Here is a 22558-nt window from a genome sequence, read left to right on the forward strand (position 1 = left end):
ACCTGCACCCCCACATGTCTATTCACGCTCTAAAAAATCCCACACACCTTTCGCCTCAGATAAGAGGCTAGAGTTCTTCAACTCAATTTCAAATCCAAATCTTGAGGCAATCGATCTAACTGCGTTTGAAAACGAGCCGCTAGCAAATGGAGAAATATATATATCTTCAATTAGCTCTTTAATATCTACTTTTACTTGGTGAGAGACTGGCTGAAACGTATTGACATTTTCAACGTCAATATCGCCAACAAAAAAAGCTCTAACCTCATTCTCATGCTCGAAAGATTTGCGCTTCAAAAGCGGTGAAACGTGGCCATCTACAACGCATTCGCCAGGCTCAAACTCATCGCGCTGAAAGTCGATATACTTCACCTTTCCAATATAAATCAGTCTGTCTCCCGACTTTTCGCCTCCGACTTCCAAAGCTTTCTTCAACCTACCCACAGTGGTTTTTACCGCAATCCCCTTGCCTAAATCGCTATAAAGTTTCCACATAGCCTCAGATTCATGATTACTGGCATACCAGCAGCTCACCACTGTGCCCTTGAAAATTTTCTCCGCCCTAATTTTAAATTCATTGGGCATCGCATCAATCATCGCCCTAGCTTTAGCTATCGCAAGCCTAACTTGTTCAACGTCAGCTCCCGGCTGCGCTTCCATAAAGTCTAAGAAATTCGCAGTATCTGAGAAGTCTTGCCGATAAACGTCGTAGATAATCTTCAACACCGCTTTAGGTGGGAAACCCTCCATAGGGTCAGATTTAGAATAGCTTTCAAGACTAGCAAAGTATAAACACTCATCACTAAAAAGATTAATAAACTTATCCAAAGCCATATAGCGCCAGAGCACCACGTCTTCATCTAGACTTCTAGTTATCTCTACTCTCAATTTAATGCTCCCATGCCGACGCTATGCCGTTCGTCTGCAACACCATAACACATATCGAACTGCCAGTATTTTCAGGACCTAGGGACACGGTAAAACTCTCCAATAAAATCGAATAACGAATCAAATCGTATATATCCTGCCTGGCAGTTACTAAAAAAATCAATCTCCTCCAGTACATCCCGAAACCAATTATGATCATCAGAAAAAACAACCATCAAAAAATAGATGACTGCGACATCACTGGAAATATTTGCTGAAATTGTAGAATACGCGAAATTTTTAGCTCTCCTTGGAACTTTTGCCTCATAAACAAAATCGATCATATTCGTTAGCGAGTGCGCGTAAGTGGAGAAACCTACACCGCCGTTACCATACCAATAATCAAATCTTTCAATCCACTCATTACCACTCGCGGCATTCAAGGACCAGCCATGACTGAAATCATTGAAAGCACTCTGAAACGCAGCCTCTCCAGTAGTTTTAGTGCTTCCATACCCATATCGCATGGTATTGGATTGCGAAACATTCAACGCCATGAGCTGAAAAAAATTATTATCAAACTGCTGTCTAGCATTATGTCTATTTTGGCGCTCTAGCGCTTTCGCCGAAGACTTCAGCTCTTTCGTAGACCTAGATAATTCTTTACTCTGCAAAACAATGGTGTGCAGAAGCGCAAGTAAACCGATTATGGAAAATAGCGGATTTAATATCCCTCCAACAAAATCCCCAAACTGCCCCCAACTTTCTTGAGCATCCGAGGGTATAAGCCCAAATTTTATAACAAAAGAAATTATTAACCACAAAGCCACAATTAACGCCGAACAAACAATTGCGAGAAGCCATTGTGGTAGGCCATGTATTTTTTTCAATCTCATAATCCATTTGAAATTTTGCGAAATATAGGCGGTATTGATGACCACAGCAATCGATCTATTCGCCGGACTCGGCGGATGGAGCACCGGCGCGCGCTCGGCGGGCGTCCAGGTTCTCTGGGCCGCCAACCACTGGCAGATCGCCGTTGACTGGCATGAAGCCAATCACCCCGGCACCCAACACAAATGCCAGGACCTGCACCAGGCCCGCTGGGAGGAAGTGCCGAGCCATGACCTGCTGCTGGCCTCCCCTTGCTGCCAGGGCCATTCGAAGGCTCGCGGCAAGAAGTCTGGCAATCCGCAACATGACTCGAGCCGATCCACAGCATGGGCTGTAGTTTCTGCCTTGGAGTTCCATAGGCCGGAAGCTGCTCTCGTCGAGAATGTCCAGGAATTCACCGAATGGGCGCTCTACCCGGCCTGGGTCAGCGCGGTGCAGGCGCTGGGATATCAGGTAGCTCCTCACGTCGTGGATTGTGCAGACTTGGGCGTGCCGCAGCACCGCGTCCGGCTGTTCCTGGTCATCACTCGCAGCAAGGCCCCGCTGATGCTCGAACTGCACCGGCGCCAGCATGTACCCGCTGCCAGCTTTCTCGACTTCAGCGCGGGCCGCTGGGCGAATATCGAAAAGCCAGGCCGGGCCCAGGCCACTCTTGATCGGGTACGCAACGGCCGCAAGGCCTTTGGCGACCAGTTCATCATGCCCTATTACGGCAGAGGGTCTGGCCTCACCGGGCGGGACCCGGGCCGCCCCATCGGCACCATCACGACGCTGGATCGCTGGGCGCTGGTCCGTGGCGACCAAATGCGCATGCTCAGCGCCAATGAAGCCTTGGCGGCCCAGTCATTCCCGCCCGACACCCTTCGCCCTAACAACCACAGGCTGGCAATGCACATGGCAGGCAACGCCGTGCCTCCCCTGGCAGGCCAGCGAATTATTGAAGCCCTTCAAGCCGCCGCATAGGCCCGGAGCAACCATGGATATCGACCCGAAAAAATTGGATCGAATCATTCGCAAGATCAAGCATTGCCTGGCGCTCGCCCAAAGCTCCAACGAAAACGAAGCGGCTACTGCCATGCGGCAGGCCCAGGCGCTCATGCGCGAATATCAGCTCACCGAAACTGACGTACAGCTCAGCGATGTGGGCGAGGCGCAGTCGTCGCTTTCACGCACTGTGCGACGGCCAATGTGGGATCGGCAGCTTAGCGCCGTGGTCGCCAAGGTGTTCAATTGCCAAGGCCTGCGATCTCTGCGCTGGTGCGAGATCAAAAGGCGCCGGGTCGAGCACGCCACCTTCGTTGGCGTGACCCCAGCCCAGCATATCGCGCTCTACGCATACGAGACGCTGCTCGCGAAGCTGACCCAGGCCCGCAAGGATTACGTCTCAGGCGTTCGCGCCGGCCGGTATCGCAGCGAGTACTCCCCCACTACCGCAGGTGACCACTTCGCCCTCGCCTGGGTAGATCAAGTCCACCAGAAGCTTCACGCACTGGTACCGCGTGGCGAGGAGGATCAATCGCTGGAGCACAAAGGCGTAGGCAACGAAATAGTTGCCGTCGAGGCGCAGCATCAGGCTTTGATCACGCAGTTCCTGGCTAACCAGGAAATCGGCAAGGCGAGAAAGAACAAGCCCATCGAGCTGGACCTCGACGCCCAGATTGCCGGAATGCTGGCCGGTGCGAAAGTTGAGCTGCATGCAGGCTTAGCGACCGGGGCGTGTGACGCTCTTTCACTATCAGCTCCTGCCTGAAGGCGATCAGGTACCACGCTGCTAATCATCGCCCCAGATCATCAGGACCACCGTTACCCCGGTCGCGGAAAACGCGACCACAAAAAGGATCAACAGAACAATCGGCTCGTACATCAAAAACTCTCCCAAACGGGCGAGTCATGACAACTAGCAGCGTAATACTTTAGCCACAAACAACGACTCGTTAATGATCTGCTCGACGCCTGGCGCCAGCGGCCTCAAAACCTTTCGATCTCTCAACGCGACATCCATTTTCGCTTGTACTGCAAGTGCGTAGGGGTCAAATCCAAGTTCGAACGCAGCACTAAACACTGCGATCAACGCATGGACATAAACACGATCCTCGATGCTTTCCATAGTAGCTCCCTGAGGGGGTCACGAGCCGCCAGCTGTCCTTGGGCGGCCTGTGCTATTCAGTGAAGATCGTTTTCCGTCTCCATTCAAATGAATCGCCGACCAGCGTCACGCTTGCTGACGGTCGGTAACCACTCAATTCAGAGTCAGCCGCAACAGCGGTATAGGTGAACTCATGCCTGAAGAAATGAAATTGAACCGGGCCGCCCGCGACGTCATCGCCGAGCGCCAACGCCAGGTTACTGGAGAAGGCTACTCGCTGTTTCGCGATGATTTGTACGTTCGCGGCGAGATGGCCAATGCGGCTGCGACCTACGCCAGTCTCGCTGGTAAGCCAGAAAGCATGAGCACTTGCTGGCCGTGGGGTCAGGAAACATTCAAGCCAAGCAACGACCGGCGCCGCGACATGGTAAAAGCCGGCGCTCTTATCTTGGCCGAGATTGAGCGCCTCGACAGGATTCCGCTCATCAAGAGTTGGCCCGTCAAGCGCGATGAGAACGGAATGTTCCAGCACCCTGATATGCCTGACTTCGATGAGGGTGACGGCGACAAGTGCAAAGCCTGGATCGCGGAGCAAGGGCTTGAGGTGAAGATGGTCGAGCTCGAATACCACAGCGACGAAGCGGTCTCTGAGCGTTACTTCGAAGCGGGCGACCCGGATTGCAGCTATTGGGAGCCTGATAGGCCACACGGTGAAGGCTGGTTCTGCCTGGCCATTCACGACACTGAGGACGGCCCGGTGTGCTGGTGGGCGCGCAGGGTGGTGACGCCATGATCCGGCCAAAAGAACGTCCGATCCTGTTCTCGGCGCCAATGGTGCGCGCCATCCTTGAAGGTCGGAAGACGGTCACGCGCCGCAAGGTAAAGAAACAGGCAGCTCTGGATTGCTTGGCTGCTGGTTTCGAACCTGCGTTTCTGGCGCTGCCCGGCAATGCAGACCTGTGCCCCTATGGCCAGCCCGGCGACCGGTTATGGGTTCGTGAGACTTGGGCGGCTGACGCTCAGCTAAACGCGATCGCGCCCCGAGAGCTAAGCCAGGGCGAGCCAATTCTGTTCCCAGCAGATGGCGCTTTACGCGAAGTCGGTTGCTCCATGATCTCGCCGGGCCGAAGCCGTCCCAGCATCCATATGCCCCGCTGGGCCAGCCGCATCCTTCTGGAAATCACCGAAGTGCGGGTCGAGCGGCTGCAGGACATCACCCACGAGGACGCGGCTGCCGAAGGGGTACACCGGGACAGCGCCTGTCGAATGTGGACCGCCACGGATGAAGGCGGCACCTGCCATAGATACCCGACCCCAGCCTTCAAAGACCTTTGGACCGGGATCAATGGCCTGGCCTCCTGGAATACCAACCCGTGGGTCTGGGTCGTCGAGTTCAAGCAGGTGACGCTATGAGCACGGCCCGCACCCAACTCCGCCTGCTGGCCAAAGCCTCGATATAACCCTATTGCCGCCCAGCGCGGCCCCTGGAGACAACCATGCCTAAAATGACTCTCGAAGAGTGGGCGGCAGAGCAATACAAGACACCGCCCAGTGCCGCCACGCTTCGCGCCTGGATTCGGGCCGGGCGAATCAGCCCCACCCCGGTCAAACACGGCAACCGTTACTACGTCGAGCAGAATGCCAGCTACCAAGAGCCCGAGGCGCTGGAACGAATCCCGAGGGGCAACAGCCTCATCAGCCGAATAGCGAGTGCACGCCATGGTTCCCAGGCCGCGTAAAACTGGATCAAAAGACCTGCCGCCCAACCTCTATCGCAAAACCGATAAGCGCAACGGCAAGACGTATTACACCTACCGCGATCCGGTAAGCGGCAGAATGTTCGGACTGGGCCAGGACAAGGAAGCCGCGATCATCGAGGCGGTCTCTGCAAACCACGCTGAGGTCCTCAAGCCAACGCTACGAGCCAGACTGGCAGAGCCGCCGAAAGACAAGGGCAAGACCTTCAGCGAATGGCTTGTTGAGTACCACGTGATCTATGCCGCGAAGGGCCTCAGCGTCCATTCAACAAACCTGTACAAGAGCAGGATCAAAACGATCGAAGCAGCGCTCGGCGAGAAGTACCTGCGAGAGATTAGAACGATGGACGTGGCCTCATTTTTGTCGACATTCACGAAGGCAGGTAAGGCGCCTATGTCCAAGGCGCTACGCTCCATGATTCGAGACGTTTTCATCGAGGCCATCGCCGCTGGCTGGTGCGACCACAATCCGGTTGACGCCACCAAGGCAGCGCGATCCAAGGTGAAGCGCAGCCGCCTGAGCTTGGAACTATGGAAGGCCGCGTACGAAGCCACAGACAGGCCATGGCTAAAGCGAGCAATGGAACTTGCTTTGATCACCGGCCAACGCCGGGACGATATCCGGTCGATGCTTTTCAAGGACGTGGAAGACGGCTTTTTGTATGTCATCCAATCGAAGACCGGGATGCGTCTGCGCTTGAGCACGGCGCTCCGGCTTGACGCGATTGACCTGGATCTGGCAACCGTACTGAAGCGCTGCCGGGACAAGGTGCTTTCGAAGCACCTGGTGCATCACTCCAAAACTGTTGCCGTAGCGAAGGCTGGCTCGCCCATCAAACTTGACACGCTCACGCTGCAGTTTGCGAAGGCGCGAGATGCGGGCGCAGCCGCCCTAGGCATTGATCTCGGCGAGCACCCTCCCAGCTTTCATGAAATGCGGTCCCTGGCCGCACGCCTGCATGCAGCCGAAGGCAGGGATGCGCAGAAACTGCTAGGCCACCGAACCGCAGCCATGACCGAGATGTACAAAGACGGTCGAGGCACCGATTGGATTGATGTTGCATGAGCCCCGATGAGTTTCGGGGGAATATTGGGGGGATATTGGGGAAGTTTTTCTCCCCTTATAAATCAAACGGTTACGCCATCGCCGCGTTCTGTCGAGCAACAGCCCGATGATCCTCGACCGCACGCTGCATATCGCCAACCGCAGACTGACCATCTATCACTGGATCCTGCCGTTTCGCGATTCCCTGGGCGAGGTCAAGGGCATCATCGGCGGCTGGCTGGATATCAGCGAACGACGCCGCCTGCTGGAGGATCTGCGCGCCGCCAAGGATCAGGCCGACGATGCCAATCGGGCGAAAAGCACGTTCCTGGCAACCATGAGCCATGAAATACGCACCCCCATGAATGCTGTGATCGGCATGCTCGAACTGGCCCTCAAACGCGCCGACCAGGGTCATCTGGATCGCCCGGCGATCGAAGTGGCCTACAACTCGGCCAAGGATCTGCTGGGCCTGATTGGCGATATCCTGGATATCGCCCGCATCGAATCGGGGCGACTGGCCCTGAGTCCCGAGCGGGCCAACCTGCATCAGCTGGTGGAGTCGGTGGTGCGGGTATTCGAAGGCCTGGCCCGGCAGAAGAATCTCAACCTGCAACTGGACCTGGACAGCCGTATCAACGTTGACGTGCTGATCGACCCACTGCGCTTCAAGCAGATCCTGTCCAATCTGATCAGCAACGCCATCAAATTCACCGAACGCGGTCATGTGCGGGTCAGCCTGCAGACCGATGCGGCGCCGAACCCGCAACAGCTGCACCTGCGCGTGCTGATCCAGGACAGTGGCATAGGCATCAGCAAAGCCGACCAGCAGCGCCTGTTCGAGCCCTTCGCCCAGGCCGACAACAGTGGTCAACTGGCCCGAACCGGCGCCGGACTGGGCCTGGTGATCTGCCGCAGCCTGTGTGAAATGATGGGCGGCACCTTGAACCTGAGCAGCGAACAGGGGGCAGGTACCCAAGTGTCGATGACCCTGGATCTTACCACCCTGGAACCTCTCGCCCCTGAACACCTGCAACGTGATCCTCCGGCCCACGCCATTACACGCCTGAGTATTCTTGTGGTGGACGACCATCCGGCCAATCGACTGCTGCTGTGCCAGCAACTGGAGTTTCTCGGCCATCATTGCGAAGCCGCGCAAAACGGAGCCATGGCCCTGCAGAGCTGGCTGGAAAAACCTTTCGACGTGGTGATTGCCGACTGCAACATGCCGGTCTTGAACGGCTATGACCTGACCCGGGCGATCCGCCGCCACGAGCAGGAACAGCATCTGCCCCGCAGCATCGTGCTGGGTTTCACCGCCAATGCCCAGTCCGAGGAGAAACAGCGTTGCCTGGATGCCGGCATGGACGATTGCCTGTTCAAGCCCATCAGCCTGACGTCCCTGAGCGAACGCCTGACCGGCATTACTCCGTACCAGACCGCTCCACCACCTCCCGGTTATAGCCTGGACAGCGTGCGCAATCTGACCGGAGATCGCCCGGAACTTATCCAGCGACTGCTGGCACAACTGATCAGCAGCAATCAGGAGGATCGCCAGGCACTGGCGGAGCTGATGGCCAGCAAAGATCGCGGCGGACTGCGGGAAATCGCCCACAAGATTCGCGGTGCCGCGCGCATCATCAGCGCCCGCGCGGTCATCGAAACCTGCGAAGCGCTGGAGCAAGCCTGCAATGATGACGCTTCGCATAGCGAGCTCCAGGCCTGCCAGCAGGCCGTGGAGCTTGCCATGGTCAAACTGGAACAGGCGTTGCAACTACAGCAGGCAGACACCCAGCAGCCTTAATGGCAGCCGAGCAGACGCTACCCCGACTTAACTGGTAGACTGCGCCCCGAAATTACTTAAGAGGATCGCTTCATGGCCACTAACCGCTCCCGTCGTCTGCGCAAAAAGCTCTGTGTGGATGAGTTCCAGGAATTGGGCTTTGAGCTGAACCTGGAATTCAAAGAGGATCTGGGTGACGAGGCAATCGATGCCTTCCTAGACGCGTTCCTGGCCGACGCCATGGACGCCAACGGTCTGGACTATGTTGGCGGCGACGACTACGGCCTGGTCTGCCTGGCCAACCGTGGTTCCGTCAGCGAAGAGCAGCGCGCTACCGTTGAAGCCTGGCTCAAGGCCCGCAACGAACTGACCAAGGTTGAAGTCAGCCCGCTGCTGGATGCCTGGTATCCGGAAAAGCCGATCAACCCGGCTGCCTGATCGCAACGCCGCTTGATTGCACGAAGAAGCCACCCCTCGGGGTGGCTTTTTTATGCCCGCCATTCCACCTATCCCACCCTCTTCTGCCCCATCCTGTGGGACCGGCTTTAGCCGGGAATGAACATTCAAGGCCATGGACAGGTTGCGCCTGCAACGCCGCCTTCCCGGCTAAAGCCGGCCCCAGATCAGATCCATGCTGACATCACTGCGCAAAAAAATAGCGCCGGACGCCCGCAGTTCGGCACAAGTCACGTTGGCTTCGGGCATAATGCCGCTCTATTCGGTTGTCATTTTCATTTTTTGTCAAAATTGCTTGTTTAACCGGCATTTACGTCGAGGGCACTTTTCTACGCCCTCTTCTTCACCCTTATTTTTGCTTTAGGGTTTTCTTGATGATCAAGTCTTTACGTCCATTGCTGCTAGCCACCCTGTTTCTGCCCCTGACGCTTCCTGCCAACGCTGCAACGATCAACACCGCCCTGCCGCCAAAGATCGAACAGGCCCTCAAGACCGCCAAGCTCAACGACAACGCTCTATCCCTGGTCATGCTGCCACTTAACGGTCCCGGCACACCGACCGTGTTCAACGCCGATGTATCGGTCAACCCGGCCTCGACCATGAAGCTGGTCACCACCTTCGCAGCCCTGGAAATGCTGGGCCCGACCCATCAGTGGAAAACCGAGTTCCTCACCGATGGCACCCTCAGTAACGGCGTGTTGCGTGGCAACCTGTACCTCAAGGGCGGCGGCGACCCCAAGCTCAACATGGAAAAGCTCTGGCTGCTGATGCGTGACCTGCGCGCCAATGGCGTGCAACAGATTACCGGTGATCTGGTCCTGGATCGCAGCTACTTCATCCAGCCACAACTGCCGGAGTTCAACGACGACGGCAACGACGAGAACAAGCCGTTCCTGGTCAAGCCAGACTCGCTGATGGTCAACCTCAAGGCCCTGCGCTTCGTTGCACGCAACGAAGGAGGCAAGGTGCTGGTCTCGGTGGAACCGCCCATTGCCAGCATCCACGTGATCAATCAGGTCAAGCCCCTGGCGTCCAGGCAATGTGGCGACGACGTCCGCTACAGCCCGGCACCACAGCCCGATGGCAGCGTCGCGGTCACTGTCAGCGGCCCCCTGGCCGACGGTTGCAGCTCCCAGACCTATCTGTCGCTGCTCGATCATCCGACCTACACCGCAGGCGCCGTACGTGCCATCTGGCAGGAGCTGGGCGGCACCATTCAAGGCGCAGACCGTCAGGCCAACGTGCCGGACAGCGCCAAGGTACTGGCCCGGGCATTCTCCCCGGACCTGGCGGAAATCATCCGCGACATCAACAAATTCAGTAACAACACCATGGCACAGCAGCTGTTCCTGAGCCTGGGCTCGGCGTTCCGCAACGAGGCCGATGGCGATGACGCCAAGGCCGCACAGCGCGTGGTACGCCAATGGCTGGCGAAGAAAGGCATTACCGCGCCGCATCTGGTGATGGAAAACGGCTCCGGGCTGTCCCGTGCCGAACGGGTCAGCGCCCGTGAGATGGCGGTCATGCTGCAAGCGGCCTGGAACAGCCCCTACGCCGCCGAATACATGAGTTCACTGCCCATCGCCGGCATGGACGGCACCATGCGCAAGCGTCTCAAGCGCAGCCCGCTGCTGGGTGAAGCGCATATCAAGACCGGCACCCTGAATACCGTGCGGGCGATCGCCGGGTTCAGCCGCGACAGCAACGGCAATACCTGGGCGGTGGTCGCGATCCTCAACGATCCAAAACCGTTCGGTCTGTCGTCGCTGCTTGATGAAGTATTGCTGGAGCTGTATCGCCAACCCAAGTTGGGCAACGCCAACGTGTCGATCCAGCAACCCTGATAACGGCTGTCAGGCGCGTTCCGGCTCCACCCGGTCGCGCCCGGCCTGTTTGGCCGCATAGACACCTGAATCGGCACGCAGCAACAGGGCGTCGCCATCTTCTTTGTCACGCCAACCGGCAATGCCGAAGCTGGCCGTGACCTGGCCAACACCCTCGATCGGCTGATTGCGCAAGGATTGGCGCAGCTGCACGGCCAGTTCCTGAGCCTGCCAGGCGCTGGTGCCGGGACACAGCACCACGAACTCCTCCCCACCCAGGCGACAAAACACGTCATTGCGGCGCAGCCGCTGGCTGATACGTTGGCAGATTGTCTGCAGGACCTTGTCGCCCATGCCGTGGCCGTATTTGTCATTGATCCGCTTGAAGTGGTCGATATCCAGCATGATCACCGACATTTCCCCGCCATACCGCTCCAGTCGCGCCAGTTCGGAGCGCAACCGGTCCTGAAAGAAACGCCGGTTATAGACGCCGGTCAGTACATCGGTCACCGACAGCGCCCGCAACTCTTCCTCGACCCGCTTGGTGTCGGAAATATCCGAGAAGAAACCGTGCCAGAGAATCGCCCCATCGCTCTGCCGCTCCGGGGTCGCCTCACCGCGTATCCAGCGTTGTCCCTGCACCGGCAGCTCGACCCGGTACTCTTCGTGCCAGGGCGTGAGATGGTCGGCGGACTGACGAATCGACTTCCTGACCCGGCCAACATCAAGGGGGTTGATCCGCGCCAGGATGACGCCGATATCAGCACGCATTTCTTCCTCGGACAACTCGAACAGGCTGCCCATCCCGACACTGGTATAGGTGAAACCGGAGCGGCCGTTGGCCTCCAGACGGTACTGATAAATACCGCCGGGGACATTGGCGCTCAGCTTTTCAAGCAATTGATCCCGTGCCGCCAGCGCTTCATGGACGCGCTTGCGCTCAGTGACATCGATGCACACGGCCAGGTAGCCCACCCACTGTTCCTGCTCGTCACGTACCGCCGTCACCAACATATTGACCTGCAACGAGCTGCCATCACGACGCAGGAGCGTCCATTCCTGGGACTCGTGGCCATCCTCTTCGGCCGCCTCGACAAACAGCGCCTCGGCTGCGCAAATACGCCGACCATAGCGTTGGCTCATCTGCTCACCATGACGCTCCAGCTCAGCGGCCAGCTGGAAATCTTTCAACGAGAGACGCCCCAGGACCTCCTCATCGCGGTAGCCAAGCATCTTCTGCGCGCCGACGTTAAAAGTGGTGATAACTCCATTAAGGTCCGTAGCGATGACCGCCACTTCCGTTGCCGCGTTGAGTACGTTGCGCAGTTGCCCATGGGTACCGCGCAATTGCTGTTCACGCATGCGCAACTCTGCCGTGCGCTGGTCGACCAGATACAAAGCCCGCTGGCGCTGGCCGACCAGACTATAGAGCAAGCCGCTGAGTAACAGACTCAGCAGCCCGCCCAGCACGATCACATCGCCAGTGGAAGATTCGTTGGCACTGAGAAAGGTCGCGGTAGGACGGATCTCCAGCAAGTAATCACGGTCGGCCATGCCCAGCAGCGAACTGACCCGCAGCATCTCGCTCGCCGCATCGGACGGCGATTGATAGAGCAACTGCTCGTCTGCGGACGCCGTCAGGTCGCGCAGACTCACCGCCAGGTTGTCCTGCACCGACAGGCCTTCGGTCATCAACTGCTTGAGATTGATCGCGGCGACTACATAACCCAGCACGTCACGGGGTTGACCATCGGTCCTGGCGACGCTGGACAGCACAGGAGAAACCAGCAGAACCCCGTCGGTGCGTTCATCGTCATGCCCGAGCAGCTCGGTACGGGGGCTGGCGACCATGGTGCCCAATTGCCGAGCGCGCTCAAGGGTGGCCTGACGCAAGGGTATGGAGAGCATATCAAAGCCCGCAGGGGCCGCCTTACCCCCCATGGACTGCACAAACAACAGGGGAAAATAGGTCTCGCGCCGTCCTGCCCGGCGGAATCCGCCCTGCCCGTCCGGCTCAAGAATGCTGTAATCGGCTCGCACATCCTCCCGCGCCCTGTTTTCGAACGTCGAACGCTCGGCATCAGTGACCCGAGGCGCCCAGGCATAGGCCTCGGTGCTGATCAGCAACGGCGTGGCAAAACCAGCGAACTCCCGGCGAGTGACCTCATCGGAATAGATAAAGAAACGCCGCAGGCTGTCCAGGCGTCGGGCCTGATTGTCGAGGCGCTCTTGAATCCGACTGACCCGTTCCCCTGCCAGCAGATCGAAACGCTGACGCAGCTGGCGCTGATAAAGTTCGGTGCTGGCCATGGCCAGCATCGCGGTAAGCATGGCCCCTATCAGAAAAGCGACGATAGCAACCATCCAGGCAGATGTTTGCTCACTGATAAAGCCGAGGATCTTGGGTCTGAACTGCTTGGAAGACATACGCAGAACTCACGACATCGGCAGGATATGAGACACCCTCACTGTAGATGGCTTGTAGCTATTTGCCACTAATCGAAGCTGCAAAATATCACGCCGATAACAGAGGAGCTCACTATCACAGCCGCCCCGTAGGAGCGCGGCTTGCCCGAGAAAACGTCTGGCGCGATCAGCCAGAGAGACCGCGTGACGCCTTCGCGGGCAAGCCGCGCTCCAACTGACCACTCACATCACGCCCGCGCCGTAATCTTCCACGCCCGGTGAATCTTGCTGTTGCGGGCAAAGTCCGGGTCGACAGTCTGGGCGGTGATTTCTTCGACGGCATAACGCTCGGCCAGGTTCTCCTCCAGTACGAACTTGCGAAAGTTGTTGGAGAAGTACAACACGCCGCCCGGCGCCAGGCGCGCCATCGCCAGGTCGATGAGTTGCACCTGGTCACGCTGCACGTCGAACACCCCTTCCATGCGCTTGGAGTTGGAGAAGGTCGGCGGGTCGATGAAGATCAGGTCGTATTCATCACGACTGGCTTCCAGCCAGACCATGACGTCGCTCTGCTCCAGGCGGTTCTTGTCGGAAAAACCGTTGAGCGACAGATTGCGCCGCGCCCAGTCCAGATAAGTACGCGACAGGTCGACGCTGGTGGTGCTGCGCGCGCCGCCCTTGGCTGCGTGCACACTTGCGGTGGCGGTGTAACTGAACAGGTTGAGGAAGCGCTTGCCTGCGGCTTCACGCTGGATACGCATGCGCATCGGTCGGTGGTCGAGGAACAGGCCGGTGTCGAGGTAGTCGGTCAGGTTGACCAACAGCTTGATGCCGCCTTCGCTGACTTCAAGGAACTGGCCCTGGGCGCTCTGGCGCTCGTACTGGCGAGTGCCACTCTGACGCTCGCGACGCTTGATCACCACCCGGCTCTTGTCGATGCCCAGTGCCTGGGGTATCGCGGCCAGAGCATCGAACAGGCGCGCCGAAGCCTTTTCCGGATCGATGGACTTGGGCGCGGCGTATTCCTGCACATGCACCCAGTCGTGATAGAGATCGATGGCCAGGGAGTATTCCGGCATATCGGCGTCGTAGACCCGGTAACAGTCGATGCCTTCACGGCGCACCCACTTGCCCATCTGCTTGAGATTCTTTTGCAGACGGTTGGCAAACATCTGTCCGCCCTCGCTCAGGCGCGGCTGCTCAACCACCGCAGGCACCGGCTTGATCGGATTGCCGTTCTTGTTCAGCTTGCGCTCTTCAACCACTTCCTCAACCGGGTTCTCCCGCTCGATCTGGCGTTGCTCGGGGGTGCGGCGCTCGCCGGTGACGAACTGATCCGGCTGGACCTTGATCAGCAACAGCTTGCATGGCAAGGCACCGTTCCAGAAAGCGTATTGCTTGTGGCTGCGAATACCCATGCGCTTGCCCAGGTCAGGGGCGCCGGTAAACACCGCCGCCTCCCAGTTCAGGCAGGCCTGACGCAGACGTTCGCCGAGGTTCTGGTAGAGATACAGCAGGCTGGCCTCGTCGCCCAGGCGTTCGCCGTACGGTGGGTTGCAGATCACCAGGCCTTTCTGGTTCTGGTCCGGGCGTGGCTCGAAGGTGGCGACTTCGCCCTGATAGACCTTGATCCAGTCGCTCAGCCCCGCGCGCTCGATGTTGTTGCGGCCCGGCTGAATCAGCCGTGGGTCGGCTTCGTAACCGCGAATCCACAACGGCGGCCTGGCCAGGCCGGCGGCGGCACGCTCCAGGGCTTCGTCATGCAGCTTGCGCCACAGGGCCGGGACGTGGCCCAGCCACTGGGTAAAACCCCAGCGCTCGCGCTTGAGGTTTGGCGCGATGTCGGCGGCGATCATCGCCGCTTCGACGAGGAAAGTACCGACACCGCACATCGGGTCCGCCAAAGCCCCGCCTTCAGCGGCAATACGCGGCCAGCCCGAGCGGATCAGAATCGCGGCAGCCAGGTTTTCCTTAAGCGGCGCAGCGCCCTGCTGCAGGCGATAGCCGCGCTGGTGCAGGCTGTGGCCGGACAGATCCAAGGACAGGATCGCTTCGCCACGGTCCAGACGCAGGTGGATGCGCAGGTCCGGATTGAGCTTGTCCACCGACGGACGCGAGCCGTCAGGGGTGCGCAGCTTGTCGACGATGGCGTCCTTGACCTTCAGGGCGCCGAAGTGAGTGTTGTCGATTCCCGAACCGTGGCCGCTGAACTCCACGGCCAGACTACCGTCGGGCTCCAGGTGATCCTGCCAGTCAATATCGAGTACGCCGTCATACAGGTCATCGGCGTTTTTCATCGGAAAACGCTTGAGCACCAGCAACACACGGTTGGCCAGGCGCGACCACAGGCACAGGCGGTAGGCCGTCTCCATGCTGGCGCTGCCACGGATCGCCGAGGTGTGTTCACGGGTCTCTTCAAGACCCAGCGCTGTGGCTTCCTCGGCAAGCAGCCCTTCCAGGCCTTTGGGGCAAGTGAGGAAAAGTTCGTAACGGTCCGACATGAGACTTCCAGGGCCTGAGCCATAAGCGGCGGGCAACGCATTGCCAGCCAGATTTAAACAGGCGTCTTTCTTGGAGAACGCCTGCGTGGCACAGAGTTTGTGCCGGTCCGCCGCACCAACGGTAGTGTCAGTGCGACGGTAAAAATAGGCGACCGTAACGGCCATGCAACAGAGTGACAAAAAAAACAGCTATTGGCCCTGACAACCGCGGCGACAAAAAGTCACATCACGACCCTTCGTCGAATAACCCCTGACTGCATACGGCCATCACCTGCGGTTGAGAAACACTCTCATATTTCTCTGAAAGCCTTGATACAGGGGGGCTGCACAAATTCTCAGTTTTGAAACATATCTGTGCTTATCGCCCAAGCTTTCCAAATATGACTTGCTTATGACAAAACGATCATTCACAGCGCCCGATGCATTGGATAGAACTGACCACAGGTCGTCACTGCAACGGTGATGACATCCAGGCCCGCGACGCCGGCAGCGGGCACCAACGGCAGAAATATTCTGCCCGACCTCGAGCAAGAGGTCTCAGGGACATAACAGTCAACAAACGAGGGCAACACCCTATGAGAAGACTTAAGCGTGATCCGTTGGAAAGAGCATTTTTACGCGGATATCAATTTGGTGTTCATGGTAAATCCCGTGAGCTTTGCCCTTTTACTCTACCGTCGGTACGCCAAGCCTGGATCAATGGCTGGCGAGAAGGACGTGGCGACAACTGGGACGGTATGACTGGCACTGCGGGCATCCACAGACTCAACGAACTTCACGCGGTCGGCTAAGGTAGCTGGACTCATCGACTGACAATCAAACTTTGCATCTTTACTGAAAACCATGCACGTCCCATCCGGACGGCGGGCCAAGGCCCAGGGGCTCCTTTACGGAGCCCTTTTTTATGGGCGCCTGACCTGTACGCTGTCGAAGGCTGCATTCGACCGCCTTCGCAGCCTTCAGCAGCCCCTACAGCACCACATTCCATTTCAGATACGTGCGTGGCTCAACCCCGTGGCATCGCTGCAATCGCATCCACCGACTCACGAATCAGCGCCGGGCCCTTGTAGATGAAACCGGAATAAATCTGCACCAGGCTCGCCCCTGCCGCAATCTTCTCGGCAGCATGGCGGCCTTCGGTGATGCCGCCCGCCGCGATGATCGGCAAACGGCCAGCCAGCTCTCCTGCCAGTACCTTGACTGTATTGGTGCTCTTCTCCCTCACCGGCGCACCCGACAGACCACCGGCCTCGTCGGCATGGGGCAGCCCCTCAACGCCCTCGCGACTGAGGGTGGTGTTGGTGGCAATGACCGCGTCCATCCCGGTTTCGATCAGGGCAACCGCGACCAGCGCAGTTTCTTCGTCGGTCATGTCCGGGGCGATCTTGATTGCCAGCGGGACGCGACGGCCGTGCTGCAGGGTCAGAGCCTGCTGACGCACGCTCAGGGCTTCGAGCAGTTGCTTGAGCGAGTCACCGAATTGCAGGCTGCGCAGGCCCGGGGTGTTGGGCGAGCTGACGTTGACCGTGACATAGCTGGCGTGGGCATAGACCTTGTCCAGACAGATCAGGTAGTCATCGACCGCGCGCTCCACCGGCGTATCGAAGTTCTTGCCGATATTGATCCCCAGAATGCCCTTGTAGCTGGCGGCCTTGACTCGGTTGACCAGATTGTCCACGCCCAGATTATTGAAGCCCATGCGGTTGATGATGGCCTCGGCATGGGGCAGGCGGAAAATCCGTGGCTTCGGATTGCCCGGCTGCGGACGCGGAGTCACGGTGCCGATCTCGACAAAGCCGAAACCCAACTGGGCAAAGCCATCGATGGCCGCGCCATTCTTGTCCAGGCCCGCCGCCAGCCCCACCGGATTGGGGAACGCAAGGCCCATGACCGTCACCGGCAAGCGCGCAGGCGCCTTGCTCAGCAGGCCATTGAGGCCAAGGCGGCCACCGGCGCCGATCAGGTCCAGGGACAGATCGTGGGAGGTCTCGGGGGAAAGTTTGAACAGTAACTGGCGGGCCAGGTTATACATGGGCGGGCGCGGCTCGAGGAGGCTGGACACAGGGCGGGGATTATAGACAGCTCAAGGGCTGCGCGCGACACCGTTTGCGCAGTGATCACTCTTGAAGCACCCGCGCCTCGCACGCACCAAAGCAGAACCGCTACGAGCACCTTGTCACATTGACATGCCCCGCCAAGCCCGCCCAGGCTGGCTTTCTCCGTATTTGGCCCGGCTTTTGCTAAAGCCATTAGCACAGGCAGCCAACGGCGGTTGCCCCACTGAATACGACAAAGACGTCGCCTACCCCTTCGCAGAACAGCGAATCGGGTTGCGACGTTTTTTTTCGTCTTGGCTCCGCGGTCTGGAGCCGGTGGAGCCGCCGTGTGTGCGCTCCACCTCCTATCCGTCGAGGTCCCCGCCCGACAGATCCCCCTTTTGCAGATGAGGTGTTCGATGAGTACAAGTTTCTGGAAGGCCGGTCATAAACCCACCCTGTTTGCCGCATTTCTGTATTTCGACCTGAGCTTCATGGTCTGGTATCTGCTCGGACCACTGGCGGTGCAGATTGCCGCCGACCTGCACTTGAGCACCCAGGAGCGTGGCCTGATGGTGGCCACGCCTATTCTGGCCGGGGCCGTATTGCGCTTCCTGATGGGCATGCTGGCTGACCAGTTATCGCCCAAGACCGCCGGGATCATCGGCCAGATCATCGTCATCGTCGCCCTGCTCGGCGCCTGGCAACTGGGTATTCACAGCTACGGCCAGGCCCTGCTGCTCGGCGTTTGCCTGGGCATGGCCGGTGCGTCCTTCGCCGTGGCCCTGCCCCTGGCCTCGCAGTGGTATCCACCAGAGCATCAAGGTAAAGCCATGGGCATCGCCGGTGCCGGTAACTCCGGGACGGTATTTGCTGCCTTGATCGCCCCGGTACTGGCCGCAGCCTTCGGTTGGACCAACGTCTTCGGCTTCGCCCTGATCCCGTTGATTCTGACCCTGATCGCTTTCTCGCTGATGGCACGTAACGCCCCTGAACGCAGCAAGCCAAAATCCCGCGCCGACTACCTCAAGGCCCTGGGCGATCGCGACAGCTGGTGGTTCATGTTCTTCTATAGCGTGACTTTTGGCGGCTTCATCGGCCTGGCCAGCGCCCTGCCCGGCTACTTCAACGACCAGTACGGCCTGAGCCCGGTCACCGCCGGTTACTACACCGCTGCCTGCGTCTTCGGTGGCAGTCTGATGCGCCCGTTGGGCGGCGCCCTGGCGGATCGCTTCGGCGGTATTCGCACCCTGGCGTTCATGTACGCCGTAGCGGCCATCTGCATCGCTGCCGTGGGCTTCCATATTCCCAGCTCCTGGGTGGCCCTGGCCCTGTTCGTTTCGGCGATGCTCGGCCTCGGTGCCGGTAATGGCGCGGTTTTCCAACTGGTACCGCAACGCTTCCGCAAGGAAATCGGCGTGATGACCGGCCTGATCGGCATGGCTGGTGGTATCGGCGGCTTCCTTCTCGCAGCGGGTCTGGGCGCGATCAAGCAGAACACCGGCGATTATCAGTTGGGTCTGTGGCTGTTCGCCCTGCTCGGTGTACTGGCCTGGTTCGGCCTGCTCAACGTCAAGCGTCGCTGGAGAACCACCTGGGGTTCGGCTGCCGTAACCGCAGCGCGGGTCTGATGAGCCTGCAACTGCGGGTTGCCCAATTCAGCGCCAGCGGTCCGCGGGCGGAGAATCAGGACGCGCTGCGCCTGGTCACTCCGGCCCCGGCCCTGGCCGCCAGCAAGGGCTATCTGTTCGCCCTGGCCGACGGCGTCAGCCAATGCCAGGACGGCAGGCTGGCCGCCCAGTCAACCTTGCAGGCCCTGGCGCTGGACTACTATTCGACGCCGGAAACCTGGGGCATCACCCAGGCGCTGGACCGCCTGTTACTGGCGCAGAATCGCTGGCTTCTGGCCAATGGCCTGCTCACCACGCTCAGCGCCCTGGTCCTGCGCGGCCGACGCTTTACCCTCGCCCACGTCGGCGACTGCCGGGCCTACCGCTGGCAGACCGGTCAGTTGCAGCGCCTGAGCGAGGACCATGTCTGGGAACAACCGGACATGCAGCATGTACTCAAGCGCGCCCTGGGCCTGGATCAACATGTCGTCATGGATTATCTGGACGGCGAACTGCAGGCCGGCGAACGGCTACTGCTGCTTAGCGACGGCGTCTGGGCTACCCTGGCCGACAGCCATATTCGCGCAATTCTCGACGAACAGACGGACCTGGATATTGCCGTGCAAACTCTGGTCAGCGCGGCGCATCGAGCCGGCAGCCAGGACAACGCCAGCGCACTGCTGGTGCAGGTCGATGCGCTGGGCCAGGACGATCTTGGCGACACCCTGCGCCAATTACAGCAATGGCCGCTGCCGCCAAAGTTGAAACCCGGCCAGCGCTTTGAGGGCTGGCAGGTGACGGGCCTGCTCAACGAGTCGCGGCAATCCCTGCTCTACCGGGTGCAGGACGGGCAAGGCCAACCCTGGCTGCTCAAGACCCTGCCTGACAGTCGCCATCAGGACAGCGAAGCCGGTCCCGCCCTGCTGCTTGAAGAATGGTTTCTGCGCCGGGTCGCGGGTCGCTCGTTCCCGGAAATTCACCCCGCTGCGGATCGCCAGCATCTGTATTACCTGATGCGCGAATATTCCGGCTGCACCCTGGCGCAATTATTCGAAAACGTCGGGCCATTACCCGTGGCGCAATGGCGCGATCTGGCCAATCGTCTGCTGCGTGCGACGGGATTACTGCATCGACGCAATATCATTCATCGCGATATCAAGCCGGACAACCTGCTGCTCAGCGACGATGGCGAACTGCGCCTGCTGGATTTCGGCCTGGCCTTCTGCCCCGGCCTCTCGGTCATGGCGCCCGGAGATCTGCCCGGAACTCCGAGCTTCATTGCCCCGGAGGCCTTCAAGGGCGCACTGCCCGACCCGCAACAGGATCTGTATGCCGTCGGGGTCACCCTTTATTACCTGCTGACCGGCCACTATCCCTATGGCGAGATCGAGGCCTTTCAGCAACGACGTTTCGGCACTCCGGTCCCGGCCAGTCGCTATCGCCCGGATCTGCCCGATAGTCTGGAACAGAACCTGATGCAGGGTCTGGCGGCGGATCCCCAACAGCGCTTTGAAACCGCCGAGCAGTGGTTGCTGCAGCTGGAACAGGCCGAGCACCAACCCCTTGCTCCGCGCCGCCAGCCGTTGCTGGAGCGCGAACCGCTGAAAGTCTGGCGCACCCTGGCCCTGGTCTCGCTGTTGATCAACCTGATCCTGATGGTGTGGTTGCTAAAAGGCTGATAGGTGCGCCAATCCGGTGCAAAAAGTCTCGAAATGGTGCAAACAATGTTTAACAACGCGATTTTAATGGGGGACCGGCTTCAGCCGGGAAGGCACGTTTAAAATCAGGGAAATCTGGCGGGTGCATTGGCCCTTTCCCGGCTAAAGCCGGTCCCACAACGTTACACCCTGACACAGCACATCCGCCCGCCCCCCTCAAACGCAACCGATCAGTACTTGGCACAACCGCTGCATAGCCAACTGCAGAGAACTACATCGCGCGCGCTTTCAACGATGAAAGCGGCGCCTCCCGAGATAACGGGACAGGACAAAGGCGTCCTGCCAGGCAACTGGCAGGACGCCTTTTTTTGTTTGCGCGGAATTTGTCGAGCAGGCTCGGAGAGACCCATGAAAAAACCCAGACTGGTCATGATCGGCAACGGCATGGCAGGCGTGCGCACCCTGGAAGAGCTGCTCAAGCTCAGCGGCGATCTGTATGACATCACTGTGTTCGGCGCCGAGCCGCACCCCAACTACAACCGTATCCTGCTCTCACCGGTGCTGGCCGGGGAACAATCCTTTGACGATATCGTGCTCAACGACCTGAGCTGGTATCTGAATAACAATATCCAATTGCTGCTCAACCGTCGGGTGGTGAAGATCGACCGGGCCAGACGCCTGGTCATCGCCGATGATGGCACCCAGGCGCACTACGACCGCCTATTGATCGCCACCGGCTCTACGCCCTTTATCCCGCCGATCCCCGGCCACACCCTCGACGGCGTGATCGGCTATCGCGATATCGCCGACACCCGCACCATGATCCATACCGCCAGGACCCACCGTCACGCGGTGGTCATAGGCGGTGGCCTGCTGGGCCTGGAGGCCGCCAACGGCCTCAAGCTGCGCGGCATGGATGTCACCGTGGTGCACATCGGCAAATGGCTGCTGGAAAGGCAACTGGACATGACCGCCGGCCTGCTGCTGCAGGACGCCCTGGAAAGTCGCGGCCTGAATTTTCGCCTGAACGAACAGACTCAGGCCCTGTTGGGCGACGATCAGGGTCGGGTCAAGGCCGTACAGTTCGCCAATGGCGAGCAGGTCGCCGCCGACCTGGTGGTCATGGCCGCAGGTGTCAGGCCGACCACCGAACTGGCCGAGCGAGCAGGCTTGCCGTGCCAGCGCGGCATTCTGGTCAACGACACCCTGCAGACCTACGACCCGCGCATCTACGCCATTGGCGAATGCGCCAGCCATCGCGGGATCGCCTATGGCCTGGTGGCGCCGCTGTTCGAGCAGGCCAAGGTCTGCGCCAATCACCTGGCCCAACTGGGCTTCGCCCGCTACAAGGGCTCGGTGACCTCGACCAAACTCAAGGTGACCGGCATCGACCTGTTCTCCGCCGGAGACTTCATGGGCGGCGAAGGCACCGAGAGCCTGACCCTGCGCGATCCGTTCAATGGCGTCTACAAAAAACTGGTGATCAAGGATGATCTGCTGGTCGGCGCCTGCCTGTATGGCGACACCGCCGACGGCGGCTGGTATATGCAGCTGATTCGCGAAGGCCGCTCCATTGCCGCCATCCGCGATCAGTTGATGTTTGGCCAGGACTGGCCGACAGCAATCGGGGAAGCTG

The 22558-nt window shown here is 59.3% G+C and carries 17 protein-coding genes and 2 pseudogenes; 13 read left to right on the forward strand and 6 right to left on the reverse strand.

The window, feature by feature from the left end; translation table 11 throughout:
* Positions 1-18: 18 nt before the first annotated feature.
* Positions 19-888: a DUF2971 domain-containing protein gene (locus tag ACCD02_RS24715; RefSeq protein WP_413307872.1), complete on the reverse strand. Its 870-nt coding sequence runs from the start codon at positions 886-888 to the stop codon at positions 19-21.
* Between the two features lie 71 nt (positions 889-959).
* Positions 960-1808, reverse strand: a complete 849-nt coding sequence (locus ACCD02_RS24720; protein WP_413307875.1) for a hypothetical protein — start codon at positions 1806-1808, stop codon at positions 960-962.
* Here ACCD02_RS24720 and ACCD02_RS24725 point away from each other — a divergent pair.
* Positions 1801-2724 carry a DNA cytosine methyltransferase gene (locus tag ACCD02_RS24725; RefSeq protein ID WP_413307878.1) on the forward strand — a complete coding sequence of 308 codons (924 nt, stop codon included), beginning with the start codon at positions 1801-1803 and terminating at the stop codon, positions 2722-2724. The two genes, ACCD02_RS24720 and ACCD02_RS24725, sit on opposite strands and share 8 nt — an antisense overlap.
* 13 nt (positions 2725-2737) lie before the next feature.
* Positions 2738-3511 (forward strand): DUF2786 domain-containing protein, encoded by a 774-nt coding sequence (locus ACCD02_RS24730; RefSeq protein ID WP_413307881.1) that lies wholly within the window; start codon positions 2738-2740, stop codon positions 3509-3511.
* Positions 3512-3658: 147 nt separating this feature from the next.
* Here the strand turns inward: ACCD02_RS24730 and ACCD02_RS24735 are convergent, their stop codons facing one another.
* Positions 3659-3868, reverse strand: coding sequence for a hypothetical protein (locus tag ACCD02_RS24735; RefSeq protein ID WP_413307884.1), 210 nt, complete (start codon positions 3866-3868; stop codon positions 3659-3661).
* A gap of 499 nt (positions 3869-4367) precedes the next feature.
* Between ACCD02_RS24735 and ACCD02_RS24740 the strand changes: the two genes are divergently transcribed.
* The 7 genes and pseudogenes from ACCD02_RS24740 to dacB all read left to right on the forward strand — a co-directional run bounded on the left by ACCD02_RS24740 (position 4368) and on the right by dacB (position 10732).
* Positions 4368-4640 carry a hypothetical protein gene (locus ACCD02_RS24740; RefSeq protein WP_413307967.1) on the forward strand — a complete coding sequence of 91 codons (273 nt, stop codon included), beginning with the start codon at positions 4368-4370 and terminating at the stop codon, positions 4638-4640.
* On the forward strand, positions 4637-5260 hold the full coding sequence (locus tag ACCD02_RS24745) for a hypothetical protein (RefSeq protein ID WP_413307887.1): 624 nt from the start codon (positions 4637-4639) through the stop codon (positions 5258-5260). Before ACCD02_RS24740 ends, ACCD02_RS24745 begins: the two co-directional genes overlap by 4 nt.
* An 83-nt stretch (positions 5261-5343) precedes the next feature.
* Positions 5344-5586: an excisionase gene (locus ACCD02_RS24750; protein ID WP_413307889.1), complete on the forward strand. Its 243-nt coding sequence runs from the start codon at positions 5344-5346 to the stop codon at positions 5584-5586.
* On the forward strand, positions 5567-6670 hold the full coding sequence (locus ACCD02_RS24755) for a phage integrase Arm DNA-binding domain-containing protein (RefSeq protein WP_413307892.1): 1104 nt from the start codon (positions 5567-5569) through the stop codon (positions 6668-6670). The genes ACCD02_RS24750 and ACCD02_RS24755 overlap by 20 nt, the downstream gene beginning before the upstream one ends.
* A gap of 76 nt (positions 6671-6746) precedes the next feature.
* A pseudogene (locus ACCD02_RS24760) lies at positions 6747-8453 on the forward strand (ATP-binding protein); the annotation flags it as partial.
* Positions 8454-8525: 72 nt separating this feature from the next.
* A complete protein-coding gene (locus tag ACCD02_RS24765) occupies positions 8526-8870 on the forward strand; it encodes a YggL family protein (protein ID WP_413307895.1) in 345 nt (114 codons plus the stop codon).
* A 392-nt stretch (positions 8871-9262) separates the two neighbouring features.
* On the forward strand, positions 9263-10732 hold the full coding sequence (gene dacB / locus ACCD02_RS24770; protein ID WP_413307897.1) for a D-alanyl-D-alanine carboxypeptidase/D-alanyl-D-alanine-endopeptidase: 1470 nt from the start codon (positions 9263-9265) through the stop codon (positions 10730-10732).
* A 9-nt stretch (positions 10733-10741) separates the two neighbouring features.
* On the opposite strand, the gene ACCD02_RS24775 is transcribed toward dacB, so the two are convergent.
* Positions 10742-13138 carry a diguanylate cyclase gene (locus ACCD02_RS24775; protein WP_413307900.1) on the reverse strand — a complete coding sequence of 799 codons (2397 nt, stop codon included), beginning with the start codon at positions 13136-13138 and terminating at the stop codon, positions 10742-10744.
* Between the two features lie 227 nt (positions 13139-13365).
* The gene (gene rlmKL / locus ACCD02_RS24780) at positions 13366-15618 is read right to left on the reverse strand and encodes a bifunctional 23S rRNA (guanine(2069)-N(7))-methyltransferase RlmK/23S rRNA (guanine(2445)-N(2))-methyltransferase RlmL (RefSeq protein WP_413307902.1); all 2253 of its coding nucleotides are present in this window, start codon (positions 15616-15618) and stop codon (positions 13366-13368) included.
* Positions 15619-16193: 575 nt separating this feature from the next.
* Here rlmKL and rmf point away from each other — a divergent pair.
* A complete protein-coding gene (gene rmf, locus ACCD02_RS24785; RefSeq protein ID WP_080290409.1) occupies positions 16194-16409 on the forward strand; it encodes a ribosome modulation factor in 216 nt (71 codons plus the stop codon).
* 215 nt (positions 16410-16624) lie between these two features.
* Here the strand turns inward: rmf and ACCD02_RS24790 are convergent, their stop codons facing one another.
* A complete protein-coding gene (locus ACCD02_RS24790; protein ID WP_413307905.1) occupies positions 16625-17650 on the reverse strand; it encodes a quinone-dependent dihydroorotate dehydrogenase in 1026 nt (341 codons plus the stop codon).
* A gap of 423 nt (positions 17651-18073) precedes the next feature.
* Here ACCD02_RS24790 and ACCD02_RS24795 point away from each other — a divergent pair, with 423 nt between their 5' ends.
* From ACCD02_RS24795 to ACCD02_RS24805, 3 genes and pseudogenes are all read left to right on the forward strand, one after another.
* A complete protein-coding gene (locus ACCD02_RS24795) occupies positions 18074-19285 on the forward strand; it encodes a nitrate/nitrite transporter (RefSeq protein ID WP_413307908.1) in 1212 nt (403 codons plus the stop codon).
* A complete protein-coding gene (locus ACCD02_RS24800; protein WP_413307911.1) occupies positions 19285-20943 on the forward strand; it encodes a protein kinase domain-containing protein in 1659 nt (552 codons plus the stop codon). The genes ACCD02_RS24795 and ACCD02_RS24800 overlap by 1 nt, the downstream gene beginning before the upstream one ends.
* Before the next feature lie 387 nt (positions 20944-21330).
* A pseudogene (locus tag ACCD02_RS24805) lies at positions 21331-22533 on the forward strand (NAD(P)/FAD-dependent oxidoreductase); the annotation flags it as partial.
* Positions 22534-22558: the final 25 nt, after the last annotated feature.

The sequence above is a fragment of the Pseudomonas sp. Pseusp88 genome, from assembly GCF_047303955.1.
Classification (GTDB): Bacteria; Pseudomonadota; Gammaproteobacteria; order Pseudomonadales; family Pseudomonadaceae; genus Aquipseudomonas.